The sequence below is a fragment of the Mesorhizobium sp. CA7 genome, from assembly GCF_020165015.1.
Classification (GTDB): domain Bacteria; phylum Pseudomonadota; class Alphaproteobacteria; order Rhizobiales; family Rhizobiaceae; genus Mesorhizobium.
Window position 1 is genome coordinate 41,553 of record NZ_JAIUHH010000001.1, and the last position, 17,047, is coordinate 58,599.

General features: G+C 63.1%; 19 protein-coding genes. 9 read left to right on the forward strand and 10 right to left on the reverse strand.

Translation table 11 applies throughout. From position 1 onward, the window contains the following. Positions 1 to 33 precede the first annotated feature (33 nt). Both LB552_RS00160 and LB552_RS00165 read left to right on the forward strand, forming a co-directional pair. Entirely contained in the window at positions 34 to 1,005 is a 972-nt protein-coding gene (locus tag LB552_RS00160) for a Gfo/Idh/MocA family protein (RefSeq protein WP_224528519.1), read from the forward strand. Then, positions 1,002 to 1,997: a Gfo/Idh/MocA family protein gene (locus LB552_RS00165; RefSeq protein ID WP_224528520.1), complete on the forward strand. Its 996-nt coding sequence runs from the start codon at positions 1,002 to 1,004 to the stop codon at positions 1,995 to 1,997. The genes LB552_RS00160 and LB552_RS00165 overlap by 4 nt, the downstream gene beginning before the upstream one ends. Here LB552_RS00165 and LB552_RS00170 read toward each other — a convergent pair. After that, entirely contained in the window at positions 1,933 to 2,349 is a 417-nt protein-coding gene (locus LB552_RS00170; protein WP_224528522.1) for a hypothetical protein, read from the reverse strand. The genes LB552_RS00165 and LB552_RS00170 overlap by 65 nt on opposite strands. A 143-nt stretch (positions 2,350 to 2,492) precedes the next feature. On the opposite strand from LB552_RS00170, the gene LB552_RS00175 reads away from it, so the two are divergent. Beyond that, the gene (locus tag LB552_RS00175; protein WP_224528525.1) at positions 2,493 to 2,729 is read left to right on the forward strand and encodes a hypothetical protein; all 237 of its coding nucleotides are present in this window, start codon (positions 2,493 to 2,495) and stop codon (positions 2,727 to 2,729) included. Positions 2,730 to 2,736: 7 nt separating this feature from the next. Further along, positions 2,737 to 3,675, forward strand: coding sequence for a dihydrodipicolinate synthase family protein (locus tag LB552_RS00180; protein WP_224528537.1), 939 nt, complete (start codon positions 2,737 to 2,739; stop codon positions 3,673 to 3,675). A gap of 727 nt (positions 3,676 to 4,402) precedes the next feature. On the opposite strand, the gene LB552_RS00185 is transcribed toward LB552_RS00180, so the two are convergent. From LB552_RS00185 to LB552_RS00210, 6 genes are read right to left on the reverse strand one after another with little or no spacing between them, the layout of a single operon-like run. Then, positions 4,403 to 5,662: an ABC transporter substrate-binding protein gene (locus LB552_RS00185; protein WP_224528539.1), complete on the reverse strand. Its 1,260-nt coding sequence runs from the start codon at positions 5,660 to 5,662 to the stop codon at positions 4,403 to 4,405. Between the two features lie 47 nt (positions 5,663 to 5,709). After that, positions 5,710 to 6,132, reverse strand: a complete 423-nt coding sequence (locus tag LB552_RS00190; RefSeq protein WP_224528541.1) for a hypothetical protein — start codon at positions 6,130 to 6,132, stop codon at positions 5,710 to 5,712. 5 nt (positions 6,133 to 6,137) lie between these two features. Continuing rightward, positions 6,138 to 7,193, reverse strand: a complete 1,056-nt coding sequence (locus tag LB552_RS00195; RefSeq protein WP_224528542.1) for an aldo/keto reductase — start codon at positions 7,191 to 7,193, stop codon at positions 6,138 to 6,140. Next, positions 7,190 to 7,543, reverse strand: a complete 354-nt coding sequence (locus LB552_RS00200) for a TIGR04076 family protein (protein WP_140542327.1) — start codon at positions 7,541 to 7,543, stop codon at positions 7,190 to 7,192. Before LB552_RS00200 ends, LB552_RS00195 begins: the two co-directional genes overlap by 4 nt. 1 nt (position 7,544) lies before the next feature. Then, positions 7,545 to 8,027: a DUF3830 family protein gene (locus tag LB552_RS00205; RefSeq protein ID WP_224528544.1), complete on the reverse strand. Its 483-nt coding sequence runs from the start codon at positions 8,025 to 8,027 to the stop codon at positions 7,545 to 7,547. Further along, positions 8,024 to 8,758, reverse strand: a complete 735-nt coding sequence (locus LB552_RS00210; protein ID WP_224528546.1) for a GntR family transcriptional regulator — start codon at positions 8,756 to 8,758, stop codon at positions 8,024 to 8,026. The genes LB552_RS00205 and LB552_RS00210 overlap by 4 nt, the downstream gene beginning before the upstream one ends. A gap of 127 nt (positions 8,759 to 8,885) precedes the next feature. Between LB552_RS00210 and LB552_RS00215 the strand changes: the two genes are divergently transcribed. Genes LB552_RS00215 through LB552_RS00235 form a run of 5 tightly spaced genes read left to right on the forward strand, consistent with a single transcriptional unit; the run spans position 8,886 to position 13,603 of the window. Next, positions 8,886 to 9,686 (forward strand): ABC transporter ATP-binding protein, encoded by an 801-nt coding sequence (locus tag LB552_RS00215; protein WP_224528548.1) that lies wholly within the window; start codon positions 8,886 to 8,888, stop codon positions 9,684 to 9,686. Next, positions 9,683 to 10,429 (forward strand): ABC transporter ATP-binding protein, encoded by a 747-nt coding sequence (locus tag LB552_RS00220; protein WP_224601160.1) that lies wholly within the window; start codon positions 9,683 to 9,685, stop codon positions 10,427 to 10,429. Before LB552_RS00215 ends, LB552_RS00220 begins: the two co-directional genes overlap by 4 nt. After that, positions 10,426 to 11,334, forward strand: a complete 909-nt coding sequence (locus LB552_RS00225) for a branched-chain amino acid ABC transporter permease (RefSeq protein WP_224528553.1) — start codon at positions 10,426 to 10,428, stop codon at positions 11,332 to 11,334. The genes LB552_RS00220 and LB552_RS00225 overlap by 4 nt, the downstream gene beginning before the upstream one ends. Further along, complete coding sequence (locus LB552_RS00230; RefSeq protein ID WP_224528556.1) at positions 11,331 to 12,308, forward strand: branched-chain amino acid ABC transporter permease; 978 nt, start codon at positions 11,331 to 11,333, stop codon at positions 12,306 to 12,308. Before LB552_RS00225 ends, LB552_RS00230 begins: the two co-directional genes overlap by 4 nt. A gap of 5 nt (positions 12,309 to 12,313) precedes the next feature. Further along, complete coding sequence (locus tag LB552_RS00235; RefSeq protein ID WP_224528561.1) at positions 12,314 to 13,603, forward strand: NAD(P)/FAD-dependent oxidoreductase; 1,290 nt, start codon at positions 12,314 to 12,316, stop codon at positions 13,601 to 13,603. A gap of 365 nt (positions 13,604 to 13,968) precedes the next feature. Here the strand turns inward: LB552_RS00235 and LB552_RS00240 are convergent, their stop codons facing one another. From LB552_RS00240 to LB552_RS00250, 3 genes are read right to left on the reverse strand one after another with little or no spacing between them, the layout of a single operon-like run. After that, the gene (locus LB552_RS00240; protein WP_224528564.1) at positions 13,969 to 14,769 is read right to left on the reverse strand and encodes a sugar phosphate isomerase/epimerase family protein; all 801 of its coding nucleotides are present in this window, start codon (positions 14,767 to 14,769) and stop codon (positions 13,969 to 13,971) included. Between the two features lie 60 nt (positions 14,770 to 14,829). Beyond that, the gene (locus tag LB552_RS00245; protein ID WP_224528568.1) at positions 14,830 to 15,675 is read right to left on the reverse strand and encodes a phosphogluconate dehydrogenase C-terminal domain-containing protein; all 846 of its coding nucleotides are present in this window, start codon (positions 15,673 to 15,675) and stop codon (positions 14,830 to 14,832) included. A gap of 46 nt (positions 15,676 to 15,721) precedes the next feature. Then, a complete protein-coding gene (locus tag LB552_RS00250; protein ID WP_224601162.1) occupies positions 15,722 to 17,017 on the reverse strand; it encodes a ribulose-bisphosphate carboxylase large subunit family protein in 1,296 nt (431 codons plus the stop codon). Between the last annotated feature and the right edge of the window lie 30 nt (positions 17,018 to 17,047).

Consider the following 17,047-nt stretch of genomic DNA (forward strand, 5'->3'; position numbering starts at 1 on the left):
ATATCCTGCAAGTGCACCAGGAAATACCAGGAGATGAAAATCGTTTTGGCCGGCATTAGCCATTGGCACGCCGACTTGCATCTCGATGCGGCGCGCGATGCCGGCGCTGAAATCATCGGCGTGTGGGATGAGGACGAGGCGCATGCAAGGGGCTTTGCAGCGCGCAACTCGCTTAGGGCGATTGCTGCATTCGAAGACATCCTTGCAACACCTGCGGATCTGATCTTGCTGATGGGACACCCTTCGAACGTGCCGGCCAGGGCGCGCAGGATAATCGAAGCCGGCGTCCCGCTTGTCCTCGAGAAGCCGGCAGCGACCGGCACGGCGCCGCTGATGCAACTGAGAGACCTAGCCCATCAACGAAAAGCCTTCGTCGGCGTGCCTTTGCCCAATCGCTTTGGCCCGGCGGTGATCGCCTTTGAGAGACTGCGAAGGGAAGGCCGCGCCGGCCAAGTCGCGCACGGCCATTTCCGCGTCGTCAACGGGCCGCCAGAGCGTTATGCCGCCGATGGTGTCGGCTGGGTGGTCGATCCCGCGATTGGCGGAGGCGGCGCATTGCGCAATCTGGGCATCCACGGTGTCGATGCAGCGCTGAGTCTGGCCAGTGGAGAGCTCCATCTCAAAGCTGTATCGATGGGCAACCGCATCCACAGGGCTCCGGTTGAGGACTACGCATTGCTGGTGCTCGAGGATAATGCCGGCGCGGTGTTCACCATTGAGGCGGGCTATACCTTCGCTTCAATGCTCCCTGGTGGGGATTTCGAATGGCGCATCGTCGCCGCCAACGCCACCCTCATCGACCGTGGCGACAAGGCGATCTGCGCAACTCTCGACGACGCTGCGGTTGTGGACCTGCCGGTCGAACTGCCGGCTACTCGCTACCGCCTCAGCATGCGCGACACATTCGAACGGTTGCGGCGAAACGCTGCGCCGGCAATCTCCATAGACGACTATGTTGCGGCGATGTCGCTGATCGACGCCGCATATCAGAAGGCAGGACGATGATTGCATTAGGCATTATCGGCGCGGGCGATTTTGGCGCCGCGCATGCACGCGCAATCAAGGAGGTCGACGGCATCCGCCTCGTCGCAGCCTGCCGTGGAAACGCGACGGCGCTGGCGGCTTTCACGGCCGAGTATGGCGGCAAGGGCTACACCGACTGGCGCGAACTTCTCGAAGACAGCGGCGTCGATGCCGTCGTTATCGCTGCCCCGCACGCGCTGCATGCCGAAATGGCGATCGGCGCGGCCAAGGCCGGCAAGCACATTCTGCTCGAAAAGCCGATGGCGCGAACTGTAGCCGAATGCGATGCAATCAATGCGGCTGTGGCGCAGAGCGGCGTCAAGCTGATGGTCGCCCACCTCCTGCATTTCTCGAAACCTTGCATGGCAGCCAAGAAGGTCATCGAGGCAGGCGAGATCGGACGGCCGCTGATCGCGTCGAGCTGGATGATCAAGCTCTGGATGGAGCACAACCGGCGCGACTGGCACCTGCGCAACGCTACCGGTGGCGGCATGCTGATGACGGCCGGCATTCACGCGCTCGACCGTCTCGTCTGGCTGATGGATGACGAAGTCATCTCGGTGAGCGCCATGCTCGGCGCAAAATTCCATCAACAGGAAGCGGATGACACGTCGATGCTGGCGCTGCGTTTCAAACGTGGCGGCCTGGGCCAGGTGCAGAGTATTGGCTATCGCAACGGTGCGGTCGGCTTTGCGATGGATCTCGTCTGCGAGCGCGGCACGCTACGCATCGACATGGATCGCGGCACGATGATTGGTCGCGATACCGTGTGGACCGACCTGCCGGATTCGTTCGAGCCCGCCTGGATGCACAATGCGGTGAAACGCGAATGGGCAGCGTTGCGCGACGCTATCGTCGACAACAAGCCGGTACCGGTGACGGGCGCCTATGGGCGCAATCTCATCGGCATCATCGAGGCAGCCCACGCCTCGGACAAATCCCGCCGCGAGGAAACAATCGCTGATGCCGGCTGACATAGATACGATTGCCGAGGCCATCGCCGAGGCTCACAGAAACCCGCGTCGACGCGTACCGGGGTCGCGTTTGGTCGACCTGACGCGCGGCGATGCGATGGCCGTTCAAGGCGCGGTGTTGAAGCAGCTCCGAGAGCGCGTGCCCGTCGCCAAGGTGGCCATGCCGCCCGATGGTATCGCGATGGCTGCGGCGATCCCCGCCGGAATGCTTATCGGCGATGGCGAAACGATCGAACTTGGCGAACGCGACCTCGCCGGGCTCGAGATCGAAGTGGCTGTCAGGCTCGGCGCCGACCTGACGCCTGAGATCGCCAAAGCTGGCCGCTCGGCCGTGTTGCAGACCATCCAGCATTTCATTCTCGGCATCGAGCTCATCGGCTCTCGCATCGACGACCGGACCAAAGCCGGCCCGTTCGGCCGCTGGCCGACAATATGGTCACAGGCGGTTACGTCATCGGCAGGCAGACACTGGCGCAAGCGCCGAAGGTCGACGGGATGGCGATCACGCTTTCCAGCGACGGAGCGATCAGCCAGCGCGAGATCGCCAAATACTCGTTTGGCGACGCCCCTTCTCCCATCATCGCTTTCGCCGGAATGGCCGACGATCATTTCGGCAGCTTCAAAAAAGGCATGGTGATCACCACGTTGTCGCCGCTGCTGATCGCTCCAAGGAGGGGTCGCATAGAGGTCAATCTTGGAGACTTCATGCCGCTCTCCTTCACGCTGCGCTAGTCGGACCATGAGTGATCATCTCTCCGCCCTCCCCGAACACGCGCCGCGCGGCATCTGGGGCGCCGTGATGCTGGCCGTGGGCCTGGATGGCAATATCGACTGGAGCGTCACGCAAGAAACCGTCGCGCGGCTCTGCGCATCCGGCGTTCACGGCGTCTATTCCAACGGCACGGCATGTGAATTCCATTGCCAGACTGAAGCAGAATTCGACCGGCTGAGCGAGATGGTGGCGGCAGTCGCCGGTGCCGCGAGAATCCCATTCCAGATCGGCATCAGCCAGTCCAATCCGCGAGTTGCATGCGAGCGATTGAAGCGGGTTGCGGGATTGGGACTCTCGGGAGTGCAATTCACCTTGCCGGACTGGTGGCCACCAAGCGACGAAGAAGTGCTGCGTTTCGTCTCGGGCTTGGCCGAGGCAGCGCCGAGCACTCCTCTGGTGCTCTATAACCCGCCCCACGCCAAGCGGCGGCTGACTCTAGAAAGTATTGCCGCATTGGGCACCGCGGTACCCTCGCTTGTCGGGGCAAAACTCCCCGGCGGTGACGCCACCTGGTACGCCGGCATGCGGCGCGAACTGTCGGGCCTTTCGGTGTTCGTGCCAGGCCACACGCTGGCAACCGGTTACGCGAACGGTGCGCATGGCAGCTATTCGAACATCGCCTGCCTTAGCCCGAAAGGCGCACTGCAGTGGTGGGCGCAGATACGAGCCGGGGAACAAGCGGCCTTCGAGATGCAAGCACGCGTACAGGCCTTTCTCGCGGACCACGTCCTACCATTTCGGGCACGCTACGCCGTCAGCGACGCCGCCCTCGACAAGGCAATGGCGGCAGCCGGCAGTTGGAGTTCGATCAGGGCCAAGCTATTGTGGCCCTATTCTTCGGTCCCCGACGAGGACATCCCACCGCTGGCGACGGCGGCACGCGTTGCCTTCCCTGGATGGTTCTAGCATGGCGCGCTTGCCGAATGGTACTGACGGGGAGACTTTGGCGATATGGGGCAGCTGCGGCTGCTTTTCGCACTCGGGCGCTATGCGCGATCAGGAAAGTCGGCGTGACGATCGCGATGTTTTCCTTGCCGGCCTTCAACGCCACCGACTCTGCGCCGACACGGTCTTGGTCGGCTCGGCATTCAGTCGCGGTGAAACCGTCGCCTGGCGGCATCCATCGGGCTGGCGGTCATGTTCGTGGGGTTCGAGAACTCACCATGGAATGCCGACGGAGGAATCGCGCGACAACGCCGAGCGCGGCGTTGCCATGGCCCGCGTAGCCGCTAGTTATGCGGAGCGGCCACTTGCATCGGCTCATCAGGCCATGGTCTCGTTGGAATTGCGTCAGCTGACCAGTGTCCCATTTTGTCCATGAGCACCCTCAATTCGGGCTGAGGCGCGACCCAGAAAGTTCGAAAGCTTCCAAGAACCCCAGACAAATGGATGCCGCCTCGGACATTGAGCTCACGGCTATCGCCGCCAACGTCCGCGATGGAGCGGCCAATATCGCCGGCAAAAGAGCGCCCGATTTGGACTGTCGGCGGCTCCGTCCTGGTAAACGAAAAAAGAATTGCAGCCGGCCGATCCTATTCGCGATCGCATGCCGCGCAAGTGATATCGGTCCGCCTCAAGCGATACCGGCAGCAATCGCGATGAAATGCTGTCGATGCCGGTAGCACTGTCCAGCTTACTGCAGCTTGGCCTGCAGGGCATTGACATCGTCGGTGGTCATTTCACCATCGGTGGTCACTTTGCCGTCGACAATCTTCCACAACCGGAACGGACCGGTGATGTCGCCGAATTTGTCGAAGACGACCGGACCGATGACGCCTTCATAGCGGATCGGTTTGCCGTCCTTGATCAGGCCGAGTGCCTTGGCGAACTCCTCCTTCCCGGCAAAGATCGGCGTGCCGGCCGGGTCGACCGCCTTGTATATGGCATCCCTGATCCTGGCCGGATCCTCTGAGCCGGCTATGGCAATGGCAAGGCCAACGATGGCGCCGGCGTCATAGGAGCGGTCGGCCGCCGGATTCGAGGGCTCGATACCGGAGAACGCCTTGTAGTTCTTGGTGAAATACTCGGTCGATGCGGTCGGGCTGGTGCCGGACGATGTGCCATAGGCATCCTTCAAATAGTCGGCACCGACCGACTCGATGAAGTCAGGGCTGTTCATGCCGTCATTGAGCAGAAATTTCTGCACGCCCCCTTGCGATATCCAGGTGCGGGCGATGGTGGCGCCATCGACCGGCGTGCTGACGAGATAAAGTCCGTCCGGCTCGCCTCCCATCGCTGCCGTCACTTCCGAGGCATAGCTCGACTGCTTCTCATTGTAGGGCGTGTCGGAAACGATGGTGCCGCCGAGCGCTTTATAGGCGCGCGAGAATTCGGCCACCATGTTGACGCCGAAATCGTTGTTGACGTGAATGATCGCCAGCTTTTTGAAGCCCCTGTCGAGGGCGTATTTGGCCGCGGCCACGCCCTGCAGCGCGTCCGAGGTGATGGTGCGGAAGAAGATGCCGTTGGTCTTGCCCTCGCGGCCGAGTGCCGTCAGCGTCGGCGAGGACGAAGCCGGCGAGACCTGGACGATCTTGGCCGGCGCGGTGACCGAGGTCAGGATCGGGATCGACACCGAGGAGATGATGCCGCCGATAATGGCCGGCACCTTCTTGACCTGTACCAGCTGGGTCGCGGCATCGACCGCGATGTTGCCCTGGCTCTGGCTGTCGCGCGTGTCGGTGACGAGATCGCAGCCGCTCACGCCACCGGCGTCGTTGATGTCGCGGAAGGCCATTTCGACAGACTTGGCGCCGGCCTGGCCGTATTCGCCGGCGGGACCGGTCAGTTCCATGACGAGGCCGACGGTGATCTTGCAATCGGCGGCCTGCGCGGCGCTGGCAATCGTGACGAGAGCGAGCGCGGTGGTGAGTTGGAGTATCGTCTTTCTCATTGTTGTTCCCCTTTAGTTACACGAACTGGTTTGACGTCTCGAAAGTGTCAGTGTTCCGGCACCTGCAGCCAGGTTTCATGCAGATGCCGCCATTGGACGCCATTGGGCGCCGATGAACTAGCAGTGAAGACGGCACTCGACTGGCGGCGGCTGTGCTTGCCGCCACGCAACTGCGCCTCGACATAGAGGATGACGATCGTGTCGCGGGCCTGCCAGCCGGGCTTGATGTCCTCAATCGAGATGGCGAAGCCATCGTCGCATGTGGCGCGGCTGGAGCGGACATGCTCAACGACGGCCTTACGGTCGAGGATCTGGCCGGTTGGTGCGATCACCGTCAATCCTTCCCCCATGGCGGCTTCGAAGCGGCCGAAATGCACTCTATCGGCGCGCGCAGCAACGAACCAGTCGGCGAAGAAGCGATGCAGGTCGATGACTTCGGCACTGGCCCGCGAAAACAGCTTTCCGTCCATCGTTTTCAAACCCGGCCCGCGTTGAGATTGTAGTGCATGATCGAGCCGTGGCGGCCGTGGCGGTCACGCTCCAGCGCGTAGACATCGCCCTCAAGACCGGCGCCTTGCGCGATGACGGCAGCGATCCGTGCGCGGTCGTCGGCATCGAGCTCGATGTCCATGATGTTCGCATTTGCCAATGCATGCGCCTGGTTGCGGGCACCGACGATCACGGCGGCCACTCGCGGCTGCTCCAGCACCCATGCGCTGGCGATGGTGGCAATGTCGGCCCGATGGCGATCACCGACGGACTTGAGCGCCCGCAGCATTTGCTGGAACAGATCCCAGCCGCCGAAATCATCGATAATCAGCTTGTATTTGACCAGCGAGCGGTTTTCGAGCGGCGTGGTGGGTTCGGCCACGCCAAGCCATTTCTCGCTGAGGAAGCCGCCGGCCACCGAGCCGTAGCAGAGGAAGCTGACGCCGTTTGTCTTCGCAACTGCGGCGAGGCTGTGCGCAGGCCGCTGGTCGAGCACCGAATATTGCAGCTGCTGGCTGACCAGCGGGATGCCGGCGGCCAGGATTTCAGCGAGCCGGGGCGTGTCGAAATTGGTGGTGCCGAGATTGTGCACCTTGCCCTCGCATCGAAGCTCGTCCAGCCAACCCATCGCTTCGACGTAACGAGGCTGCGCATAGTCCCACCAGTGGAACTGCACGAGATCAAGCCGCTCGGTCTTCAGCCTGAGCAGCGACTGGTCGACGATGCCCCTGATATAGTTGCGGCTGATGGTGGCCAGCCGCTCGAGGTCGGGCACCAGCTTGGTGTGCACCTTCATCCTGGCCGCCGCATCAAGGCCGCGCTCATCGGCCAGCCGCAGGCGGGCGGCGCCGATCAGTTCCTCGACGCCGGTGTAGATGTCGGCGCAGTCATAGGTCCAGATGCCGGCATCGAAGGTAGCGATGAGGTCGGCCACCGCCTGGTTGCCGTCGATGGCGCCATGGCCGCCGGCGAGTTGCCACCCACCGCGAATGACGCGCGAGATCTTGTAGCCTGGACCGAGCTCGAAGGTCTTAGCACTCATCCCTCGTTATTCTCCTTCGGCAGCGGCTCGGCCGTGGTTTCGGCATGGCTGAATCGCCGCTTGGCCAGCCTGACGATCCTGAGCCGACTGGAGCAATTGGGGTCGGGACAAGCGATCTCGGCGTCCGAGGTCATCCAATCATTCTTCTGGGTCGGGCGCTGCTTTGCCGCAAGCAGCGGCAGCACGGCGGCAAGCGAATAGATCGAAAAGCCTTGCCCTGCCGGCATCGACAGCGTTTCGCCCTTCAGCTCGAAATAGTCGCCGGCCTTGGCGCCGCAATAAATCGGCTTGCCTTCGGGGACGATCGCCTCGACGCGAAGATCGAAGAGCTCGAAGCTGTCGTCGGTCATGTCAGGCCTCCACCACGATGAAGCTGATATCGCAGGCGCCGTTGCGGCGGATCGCCCCGCATGCGGCGGCGAACTGATCGCTCTCTTCGGCGCGCACCTGCGCCACCACGCTGCCGGCCAGCCAGCCGATCGGGAACAGAAGCCGCGCCCCTTGCCCGTAGAACAGGCCGATGTCGAAGATGGCATTGGGGTTGCCACCCCACATGTGCGGCGGCACGTAGGACAAGACGATATCGCCGGGCTGCGGCGTCAGGGTCGCGTTCTCCGCCGGCAGCGGCCGGGCATAGGCTTGGCCTTCGAGGTCGGCTGATGGAACCGGACAGGAAATTTCAGGTCCAGTCCACATGGCGTGGATGCCTGGGACGACGCGTGGCGTTGCGAGATACGCCGTGAGAAAAGCGGCGTTTTCCGGCGCCTTCTCGGGCAGTAACAGCGCCGTGACGGCAAGCTTCGAGCGTGGCTCGGTGATCCGGATAGAGGTCATGTCTGATCTTTCCCAGCCGCGGATTGCAGCTTGCTGCGCAAGAAGGTGAAGGGCCGGCTGATGTCGGCGACCAGCGCCTCGCGCGCCGCCCGTGCGTCCTGCGTGGCCAGCGCCTCGACAATGCGGCGGTGATACTGGGCGGTGTCGACCTCACCGGCTTCCGAAAAGGCGTAGATGGCGACGCGGATGCATGGCCCCGATTGCAGCCACAGGCTCTCGATCATCGGGATCAGTACGGCCGAGCCACAGGAGCGGTAAATCTCGAAATGAAAGCTCTGGTTGAGCGTCACTTCGCGGTCGACATCTTTCTTGTGCTTCAGCGCCCGCATCTCATCCCATTCGCCGAGAATGGTTTCGATTGTGGAGATCTGGCGCGGCACCATGCGAGCGGCGGCAAGCGCTATCGCCTCGCCTTCGATCAGGATGCGGGCTCGCAAGAGATCGTCGAGGCGATCCAGCGTGATCGGCGGCACGCGCACCGAACGGTTGGGCAACGCCTCCAGCGCCTTTTCCGTGATCAGCCGCCCGAGCGCCTCGCGCACCGGCATCGTCGAGGTGACCAGCGCATCGGCCAGACCGCGGATGGTCAGCACCTGGCTTGGTTCGAACAGGCCGCCAATCAAGGCCCGTCGCAGTTCGGAATAGACGCGATCCTGCACCGTTTCGCGGCCCACCGGCGCAAGCTGGGCCGCGATCGTCTCGTTGTTCCTTTCGGTGGCAGTCTTGTGCATGGAATTCCGCTCTGGGCCCGGTTTTCGGCTTGCGGAGGAAATTAAAGCCGAATAGCGTGATCAAAGCAAGTGTGATCACAAATCAAAATGGGAAGGCGACAACGCGCGTCTTCGGCCAGAGGGTTTTATGAGCGAGGCAACCAGACGGCAGGGGCGGGAGAGCCGTGCGCCGGTCCTGACGGCAAGGAACGTCGTCAGGCAGTTCGGCGGTCTCGTCGCCGTCAACGATGTCTCCTTCGATGTCAAAGCCGGAGAAATCCTTGGCCTGATTGGACCGAACGGTGCCGGCAAGACGACCATGTTCGATCTGCTGGCCGGCAGCATATTGCCGAACAGCGGCGATATCTTTCTCAACGGCACGCGCATCTCCGGTGAAGCCGCTCACCTGCGCATCGGTCGAGGGCTCGGCCGCACTTTTCAGATTCCACGACCGCTGCCCAACCTGACGCTGATCGAAAACATCATGCTGGCAGCGCAGGGGCAGACCGGTGAAAGGCTGCTCGCCAACTTCGTCACGCCTTGGCGAGTGGCGGCGCAGGAAAGAGCCGCCCGGACAAAGGCGCTCGAACTGCTGGAGCTCGTCGCCCTCACCCACCTCGCGTATGAGCCGGCGCGTGTGCTGTCCGGCGGCCAGCGCAAGCTGCTCGAACTCGCCCGTGTCATGATGGCCGACCCGGCGATCATCCTGCTCGATGAACCGGCGGCTGGCGTCAACGCGACGCTCCTGGAGGTCATCATCGATCGGATCCACGACATCAATGCGCGAGGCATCACCTTCCTGCTGATCGAACACAATATCGACATGGTGGCGCGGCTCTGCCACCGCGTCCTGGTAATGGCGAGCGGTCAGTTGCTCAGCGAGGGCACGGCGGAAGCAGTCGCCCGCGATCCGCGCGTCATCGAAGCCTATCTGGGAGGCGCCGCATGAGCGTGACCGTCCTCGATGTCCGCAATCTCGAAGCCGGCTATGAACCCGGCATGCCGATCGTGCGCGGCGCTTCGATCACGGTCGGCAAGGGTGAGATCGTCGTCGTCCTCGGCCCCAACGGCGCCGGCAAGTCCACGTTCATCAAGGCGATCGCCGGCCTCGTCCCGATTACCGGCGGCACGGTTTTCCTGGACGGGAAGAACATCACCGCAGCACCCGCCCACACCATGGTGCGGCTTGGCCTTGCCTTCGTGCCGCAGACCGAAAACATCTTTCCGCTGATGTCGGTCGAGGACAATCTCAAAGTAGCCTGCGGCATCCTCGAGCGGCGGGAAATCCCCGCCCGCATCGAGGAGATGTATGCCGCCTTCCCCGACCTCGTCCGCCAGCGCCGCACCGCCGCCGGCAATCTGTCCGGCGGGCAACGGCAGATGCTCGCCGTCGCGAGGGCGCTGATCGTCCACCCCAAGGTACTGGTGCTGGACGAGCCGTCGGCCGGCTTGTCGCCAAAATTCGTGTCGGTCGTGTTCGAGATGCTGGCCGGCATCCGCAGATCCGGCGTCACCGTTCTGTTGGTCGAGCAGAACGCCAAGGCAGCGCTTGCCATCGGCGACCGCGCTTATGTCCTAGTCGAGGGCAAGGACCGGCATGAGGGCGTCGCCTCCGAATTGTGGAGCGATCCGGTCGTCGCCGAACTCTATCTCCGCCAGCGCCCCCAGCATCACAAGGGAGGCGCGGCATGAGCCTGCAATTCATCGTCGACGGATTGCTGACCGGCTCCATGATCGGCCTCGGCGCCATCGGCGTGACGCTCACCTATTCTATCCTGCGTTTCTCCAACTTCGCCCACGGCGACTTCATGGCCTGGGGAACCTATGCGACGCTGGCCGTGGTCAGCGCCATCGGCGCGACCTTCGGCAAGGTGGCGCCGATCGGGCCACTGTCCTTCGGCTGGTCGCTGCTCGTCGCCCTGGTCGTCGGCATGGCGTTCACTGCCCTGCTGGCGCTGCTGCTCGACAAGGTGCTGTTCTCGCGGCTGCGCTCGCAAGGCCAGGCAATCATCGTCGTGATGGCGAGCTTCGGCGCCTCCATGGCGCTGCGCAGCCTGTTGGAGTTCACCTTCACCTCACGGCCGACCTATTTCAGCCGCGCGATCCAGATCGCCATGCCGATCGGCTTCGGCATCCGCATCACGCCTGACCAGATCGCCTTGCTGCTGCTGACCGCCGTGCTTGTGCTCGGCGTGCATCTGCTGATGACGCGCACGCAGACCGGCCGCTCGATGCAGGCGCTAAGCCAGAACGCGGCGCTGGCCCGCATTGTCGGCATCGACGTCGCCAAGGTGGTGCGCGTCACCTGGATCGTCGGCGGCTCGCTTGCCTGCGTGGCCGGCGTGATGATTGGCATTCTGGTGCAGATCCGACCGTTCATGGGCTTCGACATGCTGCTGCCGATGTTCGCCGCCGCCATTCTTGGCGGCATCGGCAGCATCCCGGGCGCGGTACTCGGCGGCCTGATCATCGGGCTCGCCGAAGCCGGCGCGGTGCAGTTGATCGGTGCCGAATGGCGCGCCGCCGTCTCCTTCATCATCCTGATGGCGGTGCTGTTCGTGCGGCCGATCGGCCTTTTCGGAGTTGGGGAAAGATGATCGATCTCATCGGCTATGGCGCCTTCTTCCTGAGCACTGCACTGATCTTCTCGCTGGTCACGCTGGGGCTCAATTTGCAATGGGGGCTGACGGGCCTGTTCAATGTCGGCCTCGCCGGTTTCGTCGCCATCGGCGCCTACACATCGGCGCTGCTGACGACACCGGACGACCCCGCGCGCCTCGGCGGTTTCGGCCTGCCGATCCTTGCCGGCTGGGCCGGCGCCATGGTGGTGGGCGGCGTTGCCGCAGCCCTTACCGGCATAGCGACGCTGCGTCTGCGGTCCGACTATCTAGCGATCACCACGTTCGGTGTCGCGGTGGTCGTGCAACTGGTCGCACTCAACGCGCAGAAGCTGACCGGCGGGCCGTTCGGCATCGGTTTCATCCCGCGTCCCTTCGGCAGCCTCGCCGAAACTCCGCTGCTGTTCAATCTGTCGAACCTTGCTGTCGTCTCGGCTGTCACGCTGATCGCCTATCTGGCCTTGGAGCATCTGTCACGCAGCCCATGGGGCCGTGTGCTCAAGGCGCTGCGGGAGGACGAACGAGCGGCGATTTCGCTCGGCAAGAGCGCGCGCTTCTACCGCGTCCAGGCCTTCGCCGTCGGCGGCGCTATCATGGCGCTGGCCGGCGCACTTCAGGCGCATTTCATCGGCTTCATCGCTCCCGACAATTACCTGTCGATCCTCACCTTCCAGGTCTGGGTAATGCTGATCGTCGGCGGCTCTGGGAGTAACGCCGGCGCCGTTGCAGGCAGCGTACTGGTCTGGGCGATATGGGCGGGTTCAGGCGCGCTCACGAGCGTGCTCTTCGCACCGGAACAACAGGCGCGAGCCGCATCACTGCAAATCGTCGCCATCGGCGTTATGCTATGCGTTATCCTGTTGGTTCGGCCGAACGGCGTATTTGGTGAGCGGCCACGTCGGGCGCGTTTCGGCAAGCGGACGAAAGCCACAGCCAGCGAAAGTGGATCCTGAACGCAATGGCGCGGCACGAAGCGCTTTCCCTGTGGCACGCGGTCGGCCGCCACCACTGCCTCCGACCCGCGCTGGAAGATCACCTCGATGTCGATCTTGCCGTCGTCGGCGGCGGCTTTGCCGGCCTGTCGACCGCACTGCATGGCGCCAGCAAAGGCCTTTCGGTGGCTGTGCTCGAAGCAGAGATCATCGCCTGGGGCGCCACAGGCCGCAACGCTGGCTTCATCGTGCCAAACTTCGCCAAAATGGATCCGGACGCGATCCTGGCGCATCTCGGTGCCGAGCGCGGCGAGCGGCTGATCGGGGTCGCCGCGGGCAGCGCCGACCTCGTGTTCAACCTGATCGCGCGGCATAGCATCGCCTGCGACGCCGTCCAGAACGGCTGGATACAAGCGGCGCACTCATCGGCTGCTCTCGAGAGAATCCAATCCCGCGCCAGGCAATGGGCGGAGCGCGGCCGGCCGGCGGTGATACTGGACAGCCACCAGACCGAAGCGTTGACCGGCGCGCGAGGCTATGCCGGCGGCTGGATGGACCGCTCAGGCGGCGTGCTCAATCCGGTCCATTTCGCGCGCGGACTGGCCGATGCGGCCGAGAACGCCGGCGCACGGATTTTCGAGCACTCGCGTGTCACATCGATCGACCGATTGTCCGACGGCTGGACGTTGACGACTCCGTCCGGCTCGCTGCGTGCCGGCAAGGTGCTGATCGCCACCAACGCCTATGGCGGCGCGCTTAATCCGACATTGCAGCGGACCTATTTTCCGCTGAAGGTGTTCCAGATCGCGACGGCGCCGCTGCCGTCGAAGGCGCGCCAGCGCTTGCTGCCTGGAGACCAGGGTTTCTCCGACACCAGACGCAATCTTCTCACCTTCCGCTTCGATGCCCAGAACCGGCTCATCAGCGGCGGCATGCATGTGGTAAGCGCGGGCGCCGACAGGCGCGTGCCGCGGACAATCTGGCGGCGACTGGCGAGACGGCTGGAACTGCCCGACTTGCCACCGCTTGAGTATAGCTGGTCGGGGATCGCCGCCGTCGAGCCGGATTTCCTGCCGCATCTGATCGACCTCGGCCCAGGTCTGATGGCGGCCCGTGCCTGCAATGGACGCGGCATCGCCATGACCACGGCCATGGGCAGGGTGCTCGCCGAGTGGGCCGCCGGGACAGAAGGGCGCGACCTGCCGTTGCCATTTGCGCCGCCGGCGCCGATCCCCCTTCACGGCTTGCTGCGCTACGCGCCCAACATGCTGCTGCCTTGGAGCATGTTGCGCGACCGGTTTGATCGGCCCGGTTAGGACGGTTTCAATCACAGCCAGATTCAAACCATCGCCGCTCATTTCGACAGATGGAAAGCAGGTGGTCTGCGCCGCTCCCGATCGAGAAAAAAGCGCATCGCCCATATCTGTCGAGTTTCAGCGGGCGTTTCGTTCCGACCTTCTTGCCCGCGTTCCATGCGCGGCGATCGTGAGCGGTGGGGTCATAAAGGGAATGTCCCATTTCGTTTCTCCTTCGGGCATGATTGGCCACGGGAGGAACGCCTACGTACTTACTCGGTTGGAGTCTGGGACCGCAAGAAGACCGACAGCTTCTGGCCTCGTAAATGCGATAGCAGCCATTCGGCACGGCTGGACCAACATCGCCTGGACAAAACCGTCGCGGCTCACACAGCGCTGTTCCTGGCGGCCTCCAGCGAATTCACGAAACGCAGTGAGCGCTGCAGCGTGGCCCGAATGGTCGGGATATCGACAGGGGTCTTTCGCCGTTGCGGGTCGCGGCGCTGAGGGCGCTCCAATCGCAATGGCATTTCGATGCTGACTGGAAGCGCCGGAGGGAGCATCCGCCAATATTTCAGGTAATCGACAGCGCCCTCGCCGAGAGCACAGAACGTCCATCCTGCGTCGCGGCTGACAACGTCCTTGAGATGTGCATGACCAATCGTGTCGATGGCTGTCGCGATATCTTCTGCGGGCTGCGTTGCCTCATGGCTATAGGTGAAGACGTTTCCGGCGTCGTGATTGAGGCGGACTAGGCGCGATCCGATGTCGCGTACGAAGCTTGCTCCCATCCGAGCATTGCCAAGTAAATCGCCCCTGCCATGTCCAGGGTTCTCGAGCGCAAGAGCGACACCGGATTGCTCCAGCCTCGGCAGAACGGCATCGATCGCCTTTCGTATGCCCGCCCTTTTTGTCATCGGCCCGGCATTGGTAATCAGGGAGGATGCGCCTAAACCGGCAGCAAAGGCGATGCGCCGCGACAAGGCATCCACCGCATCCGGCCCCGAAAGGTCGAGATGAGCCGATACGGCCTTGATCCCAAGCCCGGCAGCTTCCGCCGTCGCCCTCAGCCTTGAGGCGTTCGTGGTGGTGAACATGCCCTCTTCGAAATCGACATAACCGCGAATGAAGGCCGGCTCGACATGGATGGCGCCGGCCAGCGCGATTTCCCCGATGGCCAGTTCCATCGAATAGCCGTCAAAGAGCGCAGTCGATACCGATATGGTCCTGGGCATCGGAGGCAGCGCTCAGGCTCCTTTGCCGTAGACGATCAGTTCGGAGGCTTCCTTCACCTTGGCTGGAGAGAGGGCCTCGCGCCAATCGTCGCGGACCACGACGCCTTTTGCGAAGCGCATCAGGCGCAGCGCGGCGTCCGAGGGCACTTTCGGAGAGAAGCCGAACCACATGGCTATCTCGACATTCAGATGGCCGATGAGGAAGTCAAGAGCGGCTTGTCTGGGAATGCCATATCTACGCTCGCATTCCTCCACAGCCTCGACCATCGTGTCGACGAAGGGCATCGCAACCATCTCGGACAGGCCCGGCTCGAGTATCGCCAGTTGCTCGACCGTGACCCGGTGGCTTTCGATGATCGGCGACCACATCGTTTTGCACACCTCTTCGCCAAGCGCGTAGTGCTCCTCCGGGCCTTGCATCAGGGCGCAGACGATGGACTGCCTGGCGATGCCGCCGTGATAATCGCGACGCGCCGCCCACTCCGTCTCGTCATTGAACAAAGGCGGATGGCAGGGGTGGCCGATGAAGTAGGTCAGGTCTGGCCGATCCCCGGGAAGATCGCCGGCGTAGGGTGCCGCGGCGTCCAGAATGAGGATCATAGTGCCTTTGGCCAACATCGGCGATATCTGCCGCATCACCTGGCCGATGATGTTGTCAGGCAAAGCCATCACTAGGACTTTGGCGCCGGGAATGCCTTCCTCCATGGCGACGGCGCTGAGGTTGGCGTCGGCCAGCCGCTTGCGGCCTGCCTCGCCGACTTCCACGGCGCGGACATCGTAGCCCGCGTCCACCAGCTTGCGGGTCACGCGGAAGCCCATCTTCCCTCCGGCTCCAAGCACCGCTACGGATGTCCTCATTTCTTCTCTCCCATTTTCACGTTGATGGCGCCCGGATGGCGCAGATTCACCCGAACGCCTGCAGCGCGACCTCGAGTTCCGGATGGTTGGCGGCATAGTCGCGTGCCGGAATGCCTGCGGCAGCGGCGTCGAAAGCATCATGCAGGCTTCGCACGCCTGCAGCCGGCCCACCCGGATGCGCCATGATGCCGCCGCCGCAGCAATAGATGAAATCGTTCAAGCCGAGCCTGCCAAAGGTGTCGGCCGCTTGCACCGCAGTCTGTCCGGACGAAAATACCGGCATGACCATGTCGGGACGGTCCGCGCGCCCAAACATCGGCGTGAGACAGGCATGGGCCGAGGCCATCACCGACGCATCCTGCTCGCAGAATTTGTTGGACAGCCCGTTGACGTGCATGTGGTCGATCCCGGCCAGCCGCCAGAATTTCTGATAGGCGAGATAGCTCATGCCGATATCGACAGAACGGCTGAAAAGGCCCCAGCCTGCGCGATGCCCGTGAAGAGGGACAGCTGAATGTCGGCGAACGTCGATGACGCCCGACAGACCGACGGAATTCAAGACGAGCATGGCGCAGGTCCCGCCGCGCCGACCGATCATATCCAACCGACGCCGCATGGCGTCGACATCTCCCGAAAGGTTGGCCGCGTACATAACCTTGCGACCGGTTCTGTCGGCATGTCTGTCTATAACCGCCATCACCGCTTCGAACCGCTGCTCGAATGGCGAATGCGGAGGATCTCCCATCAATTCGTCGTCCTTGATGAAATCGATACCGGCGGCAATCAACGTATCGGCAAGGGCAGCCGTCTCTTCCGGCGTGAGACCGACGCTCGGCTTGATGATCGTGCCGATCAAGGGGCGCCCTTCCACGCCGGTCAGCCGACGCGTTCCCTCCACGGCGAAAGCCGGCCCGGAGTAAGCGTCCGTAAAAAGATCCGGAAAGGTAACGTCCAGCAGCCGCATGGCCGAGAAATGATGCAGCTCGAACAAGTTGCCGAGAACTGTCGACCAAACCGAGGCAAGGACGGTCCCCGTATTCTCGATATTCCAGGAGAGTCCGACCTTTGCCCGGAGCGGCTTGCCGGCCTTCAGGGTTTTCGGAGACCGCGAAAATGGCAAGGCCTCATTCTCGACTTCCACGACATCGTCGATGAATTCGACGCGCGCTCCAAATCTCCTCAGCAGCTCCGGTGTCTCTCCCGGAACGGCACGGAAGGTCCCGCTGGATTGTTCGCCGGCCATTGCGGTTGCGGCGACCTCTAACGGATAGCGGGTTTCGATCAAATAGGTGGCGCAGAGACGACCATTCGATGCGGCTATTCCAGCTGTGACATCACTCATGGAGGGAGCGTTAGCACCAAAATGACATTA

Coding starts and splice junctions, on each gene's coding strand:
- LB552_RS00215 (WP_224528548.1), top strand. CDS start 8,886: ATGAGCGAGGCAACCAGACGGCAGGGGCGGGAGAGCCGTGCGCCGGTC.
- LB552_RS00225 (WP_224528553.1), top strand. CDS start 10,426: ATGAGCCTGCAATTCATCGTCGACGGATTGCTGACCGGCTCCATGATC.
- LB552_RS00175 (WP_224528525.1), top strand. CDS start 2,493: ATGGCGATCACGCTTTCCAGCGACGGAGCGATCAGCCAGCGCGAGATC.
- LB552_RS00240 (WP_224528564.1), bottom strand. CDS start 14,769: ATGGAACTGGCCATCGGGGAAATCGCGCTGGCCGGCGCCATCCATGTC.
- LB552_RS00230 (WP_224528556.1), top strand. CDS start 11,331: ATGATCGATCTCATCGGCTATGGCGCCTTCTTCCTGAGCACTGCACTG.
- LB552_RS00160 (WP_224528519.1), top strand. CDS start 34: ATGAAAATCGTTTTGGCCGGCATTAGCCATTGGCACGCCGACTTGCAT.
- LB552_RS00170 (WP_224528522.1), bottom strand. CDS start 2,349: ATGCTGGATGGTCTGCAACACGGCCGAGCGGCCAGCTTTGGCGATCTC.
- LB552_RS00245 (WP_224528568.1), bottom strand. CDS start 15,675: ATGAGGACATCCGTAGCGGTGCTTGGAGCCGGAGGGAAGATGGGCTTC.
- LB552_RS00195 (WP_224528542.1), bottom strand. CDS start 7,193: ATGAGTGCTAAGACCTTCGAGCTCGGTCCAGGCTACAAGATCTCGCGC.
- LB552_RS00190 (WP_224528541.1), bottom strand. CDS start 6,132: ATGGACGGAAAGCTGTTTTCGCGGGCCAGTGCCGAAGTCATCGACCTG.
- LB552_RS00205 (WP_224528544.1), bottom strand. CDS start 8,027: ATGACCTCTATCCGGATCACCGAGCCACGCTCGAAGCTTGCCGTCACG.
- LB552_RS00220 (WP_224601160.1), top strand. CDS start 9,683: ATGAGCGTGACCGTCCTCGATGTCCGCAATCTCGAAGCCGGCTATGAA.
- LB552_RS00180 (WP_224528537.1), top strand. CDS start 2,737: ATGAGTGATCATCTCTCCGCCCTCCCCGAACACGCGCCGCGCGGCATC.
- LB552_RS00250 (WP_224601162.1), bottom strand. CDS start 17,017: ATGAGTGATGTCACAGCTGGAATAGCCGCATCGAATGGTCGTCTCTGC.
- LB552_RS00200 (WP_140542327.1), bottom strand. CDS start 7,543: ATGACCGACGACAGCTTCGAGCTCTTCGATCTTCGCGTCGAGGCGATC.
- LB552_RS00235 (WP_224528561.1), top strand. CDS start 12,314: ATGGCGCGGCACGAAGCGCTTTCCCTGTGGCACGCGGTCGGCCGCCAC.
- LB552_RS00185 (WP_224528539.1), bottom strand. CDS start 5,662: ATGAGAAAGACGATACTCCAACTCACCACCGCGCTCGCTCTCGTCACG.
- LB552_RS00210 (WP_224528546.1), bottom strand. CDS start 8,758: ATGCACAAGACTGCCACCGAAAGGAACAACGAGACGATCGCGGCCCAG.
- LB552_RS00165 (WP_224528520.1), top strand. CDS start 1,002: ATGATTGCATTAGGCATTATCGGCGCGGGCGATTTTGGCGCCGCGCAT.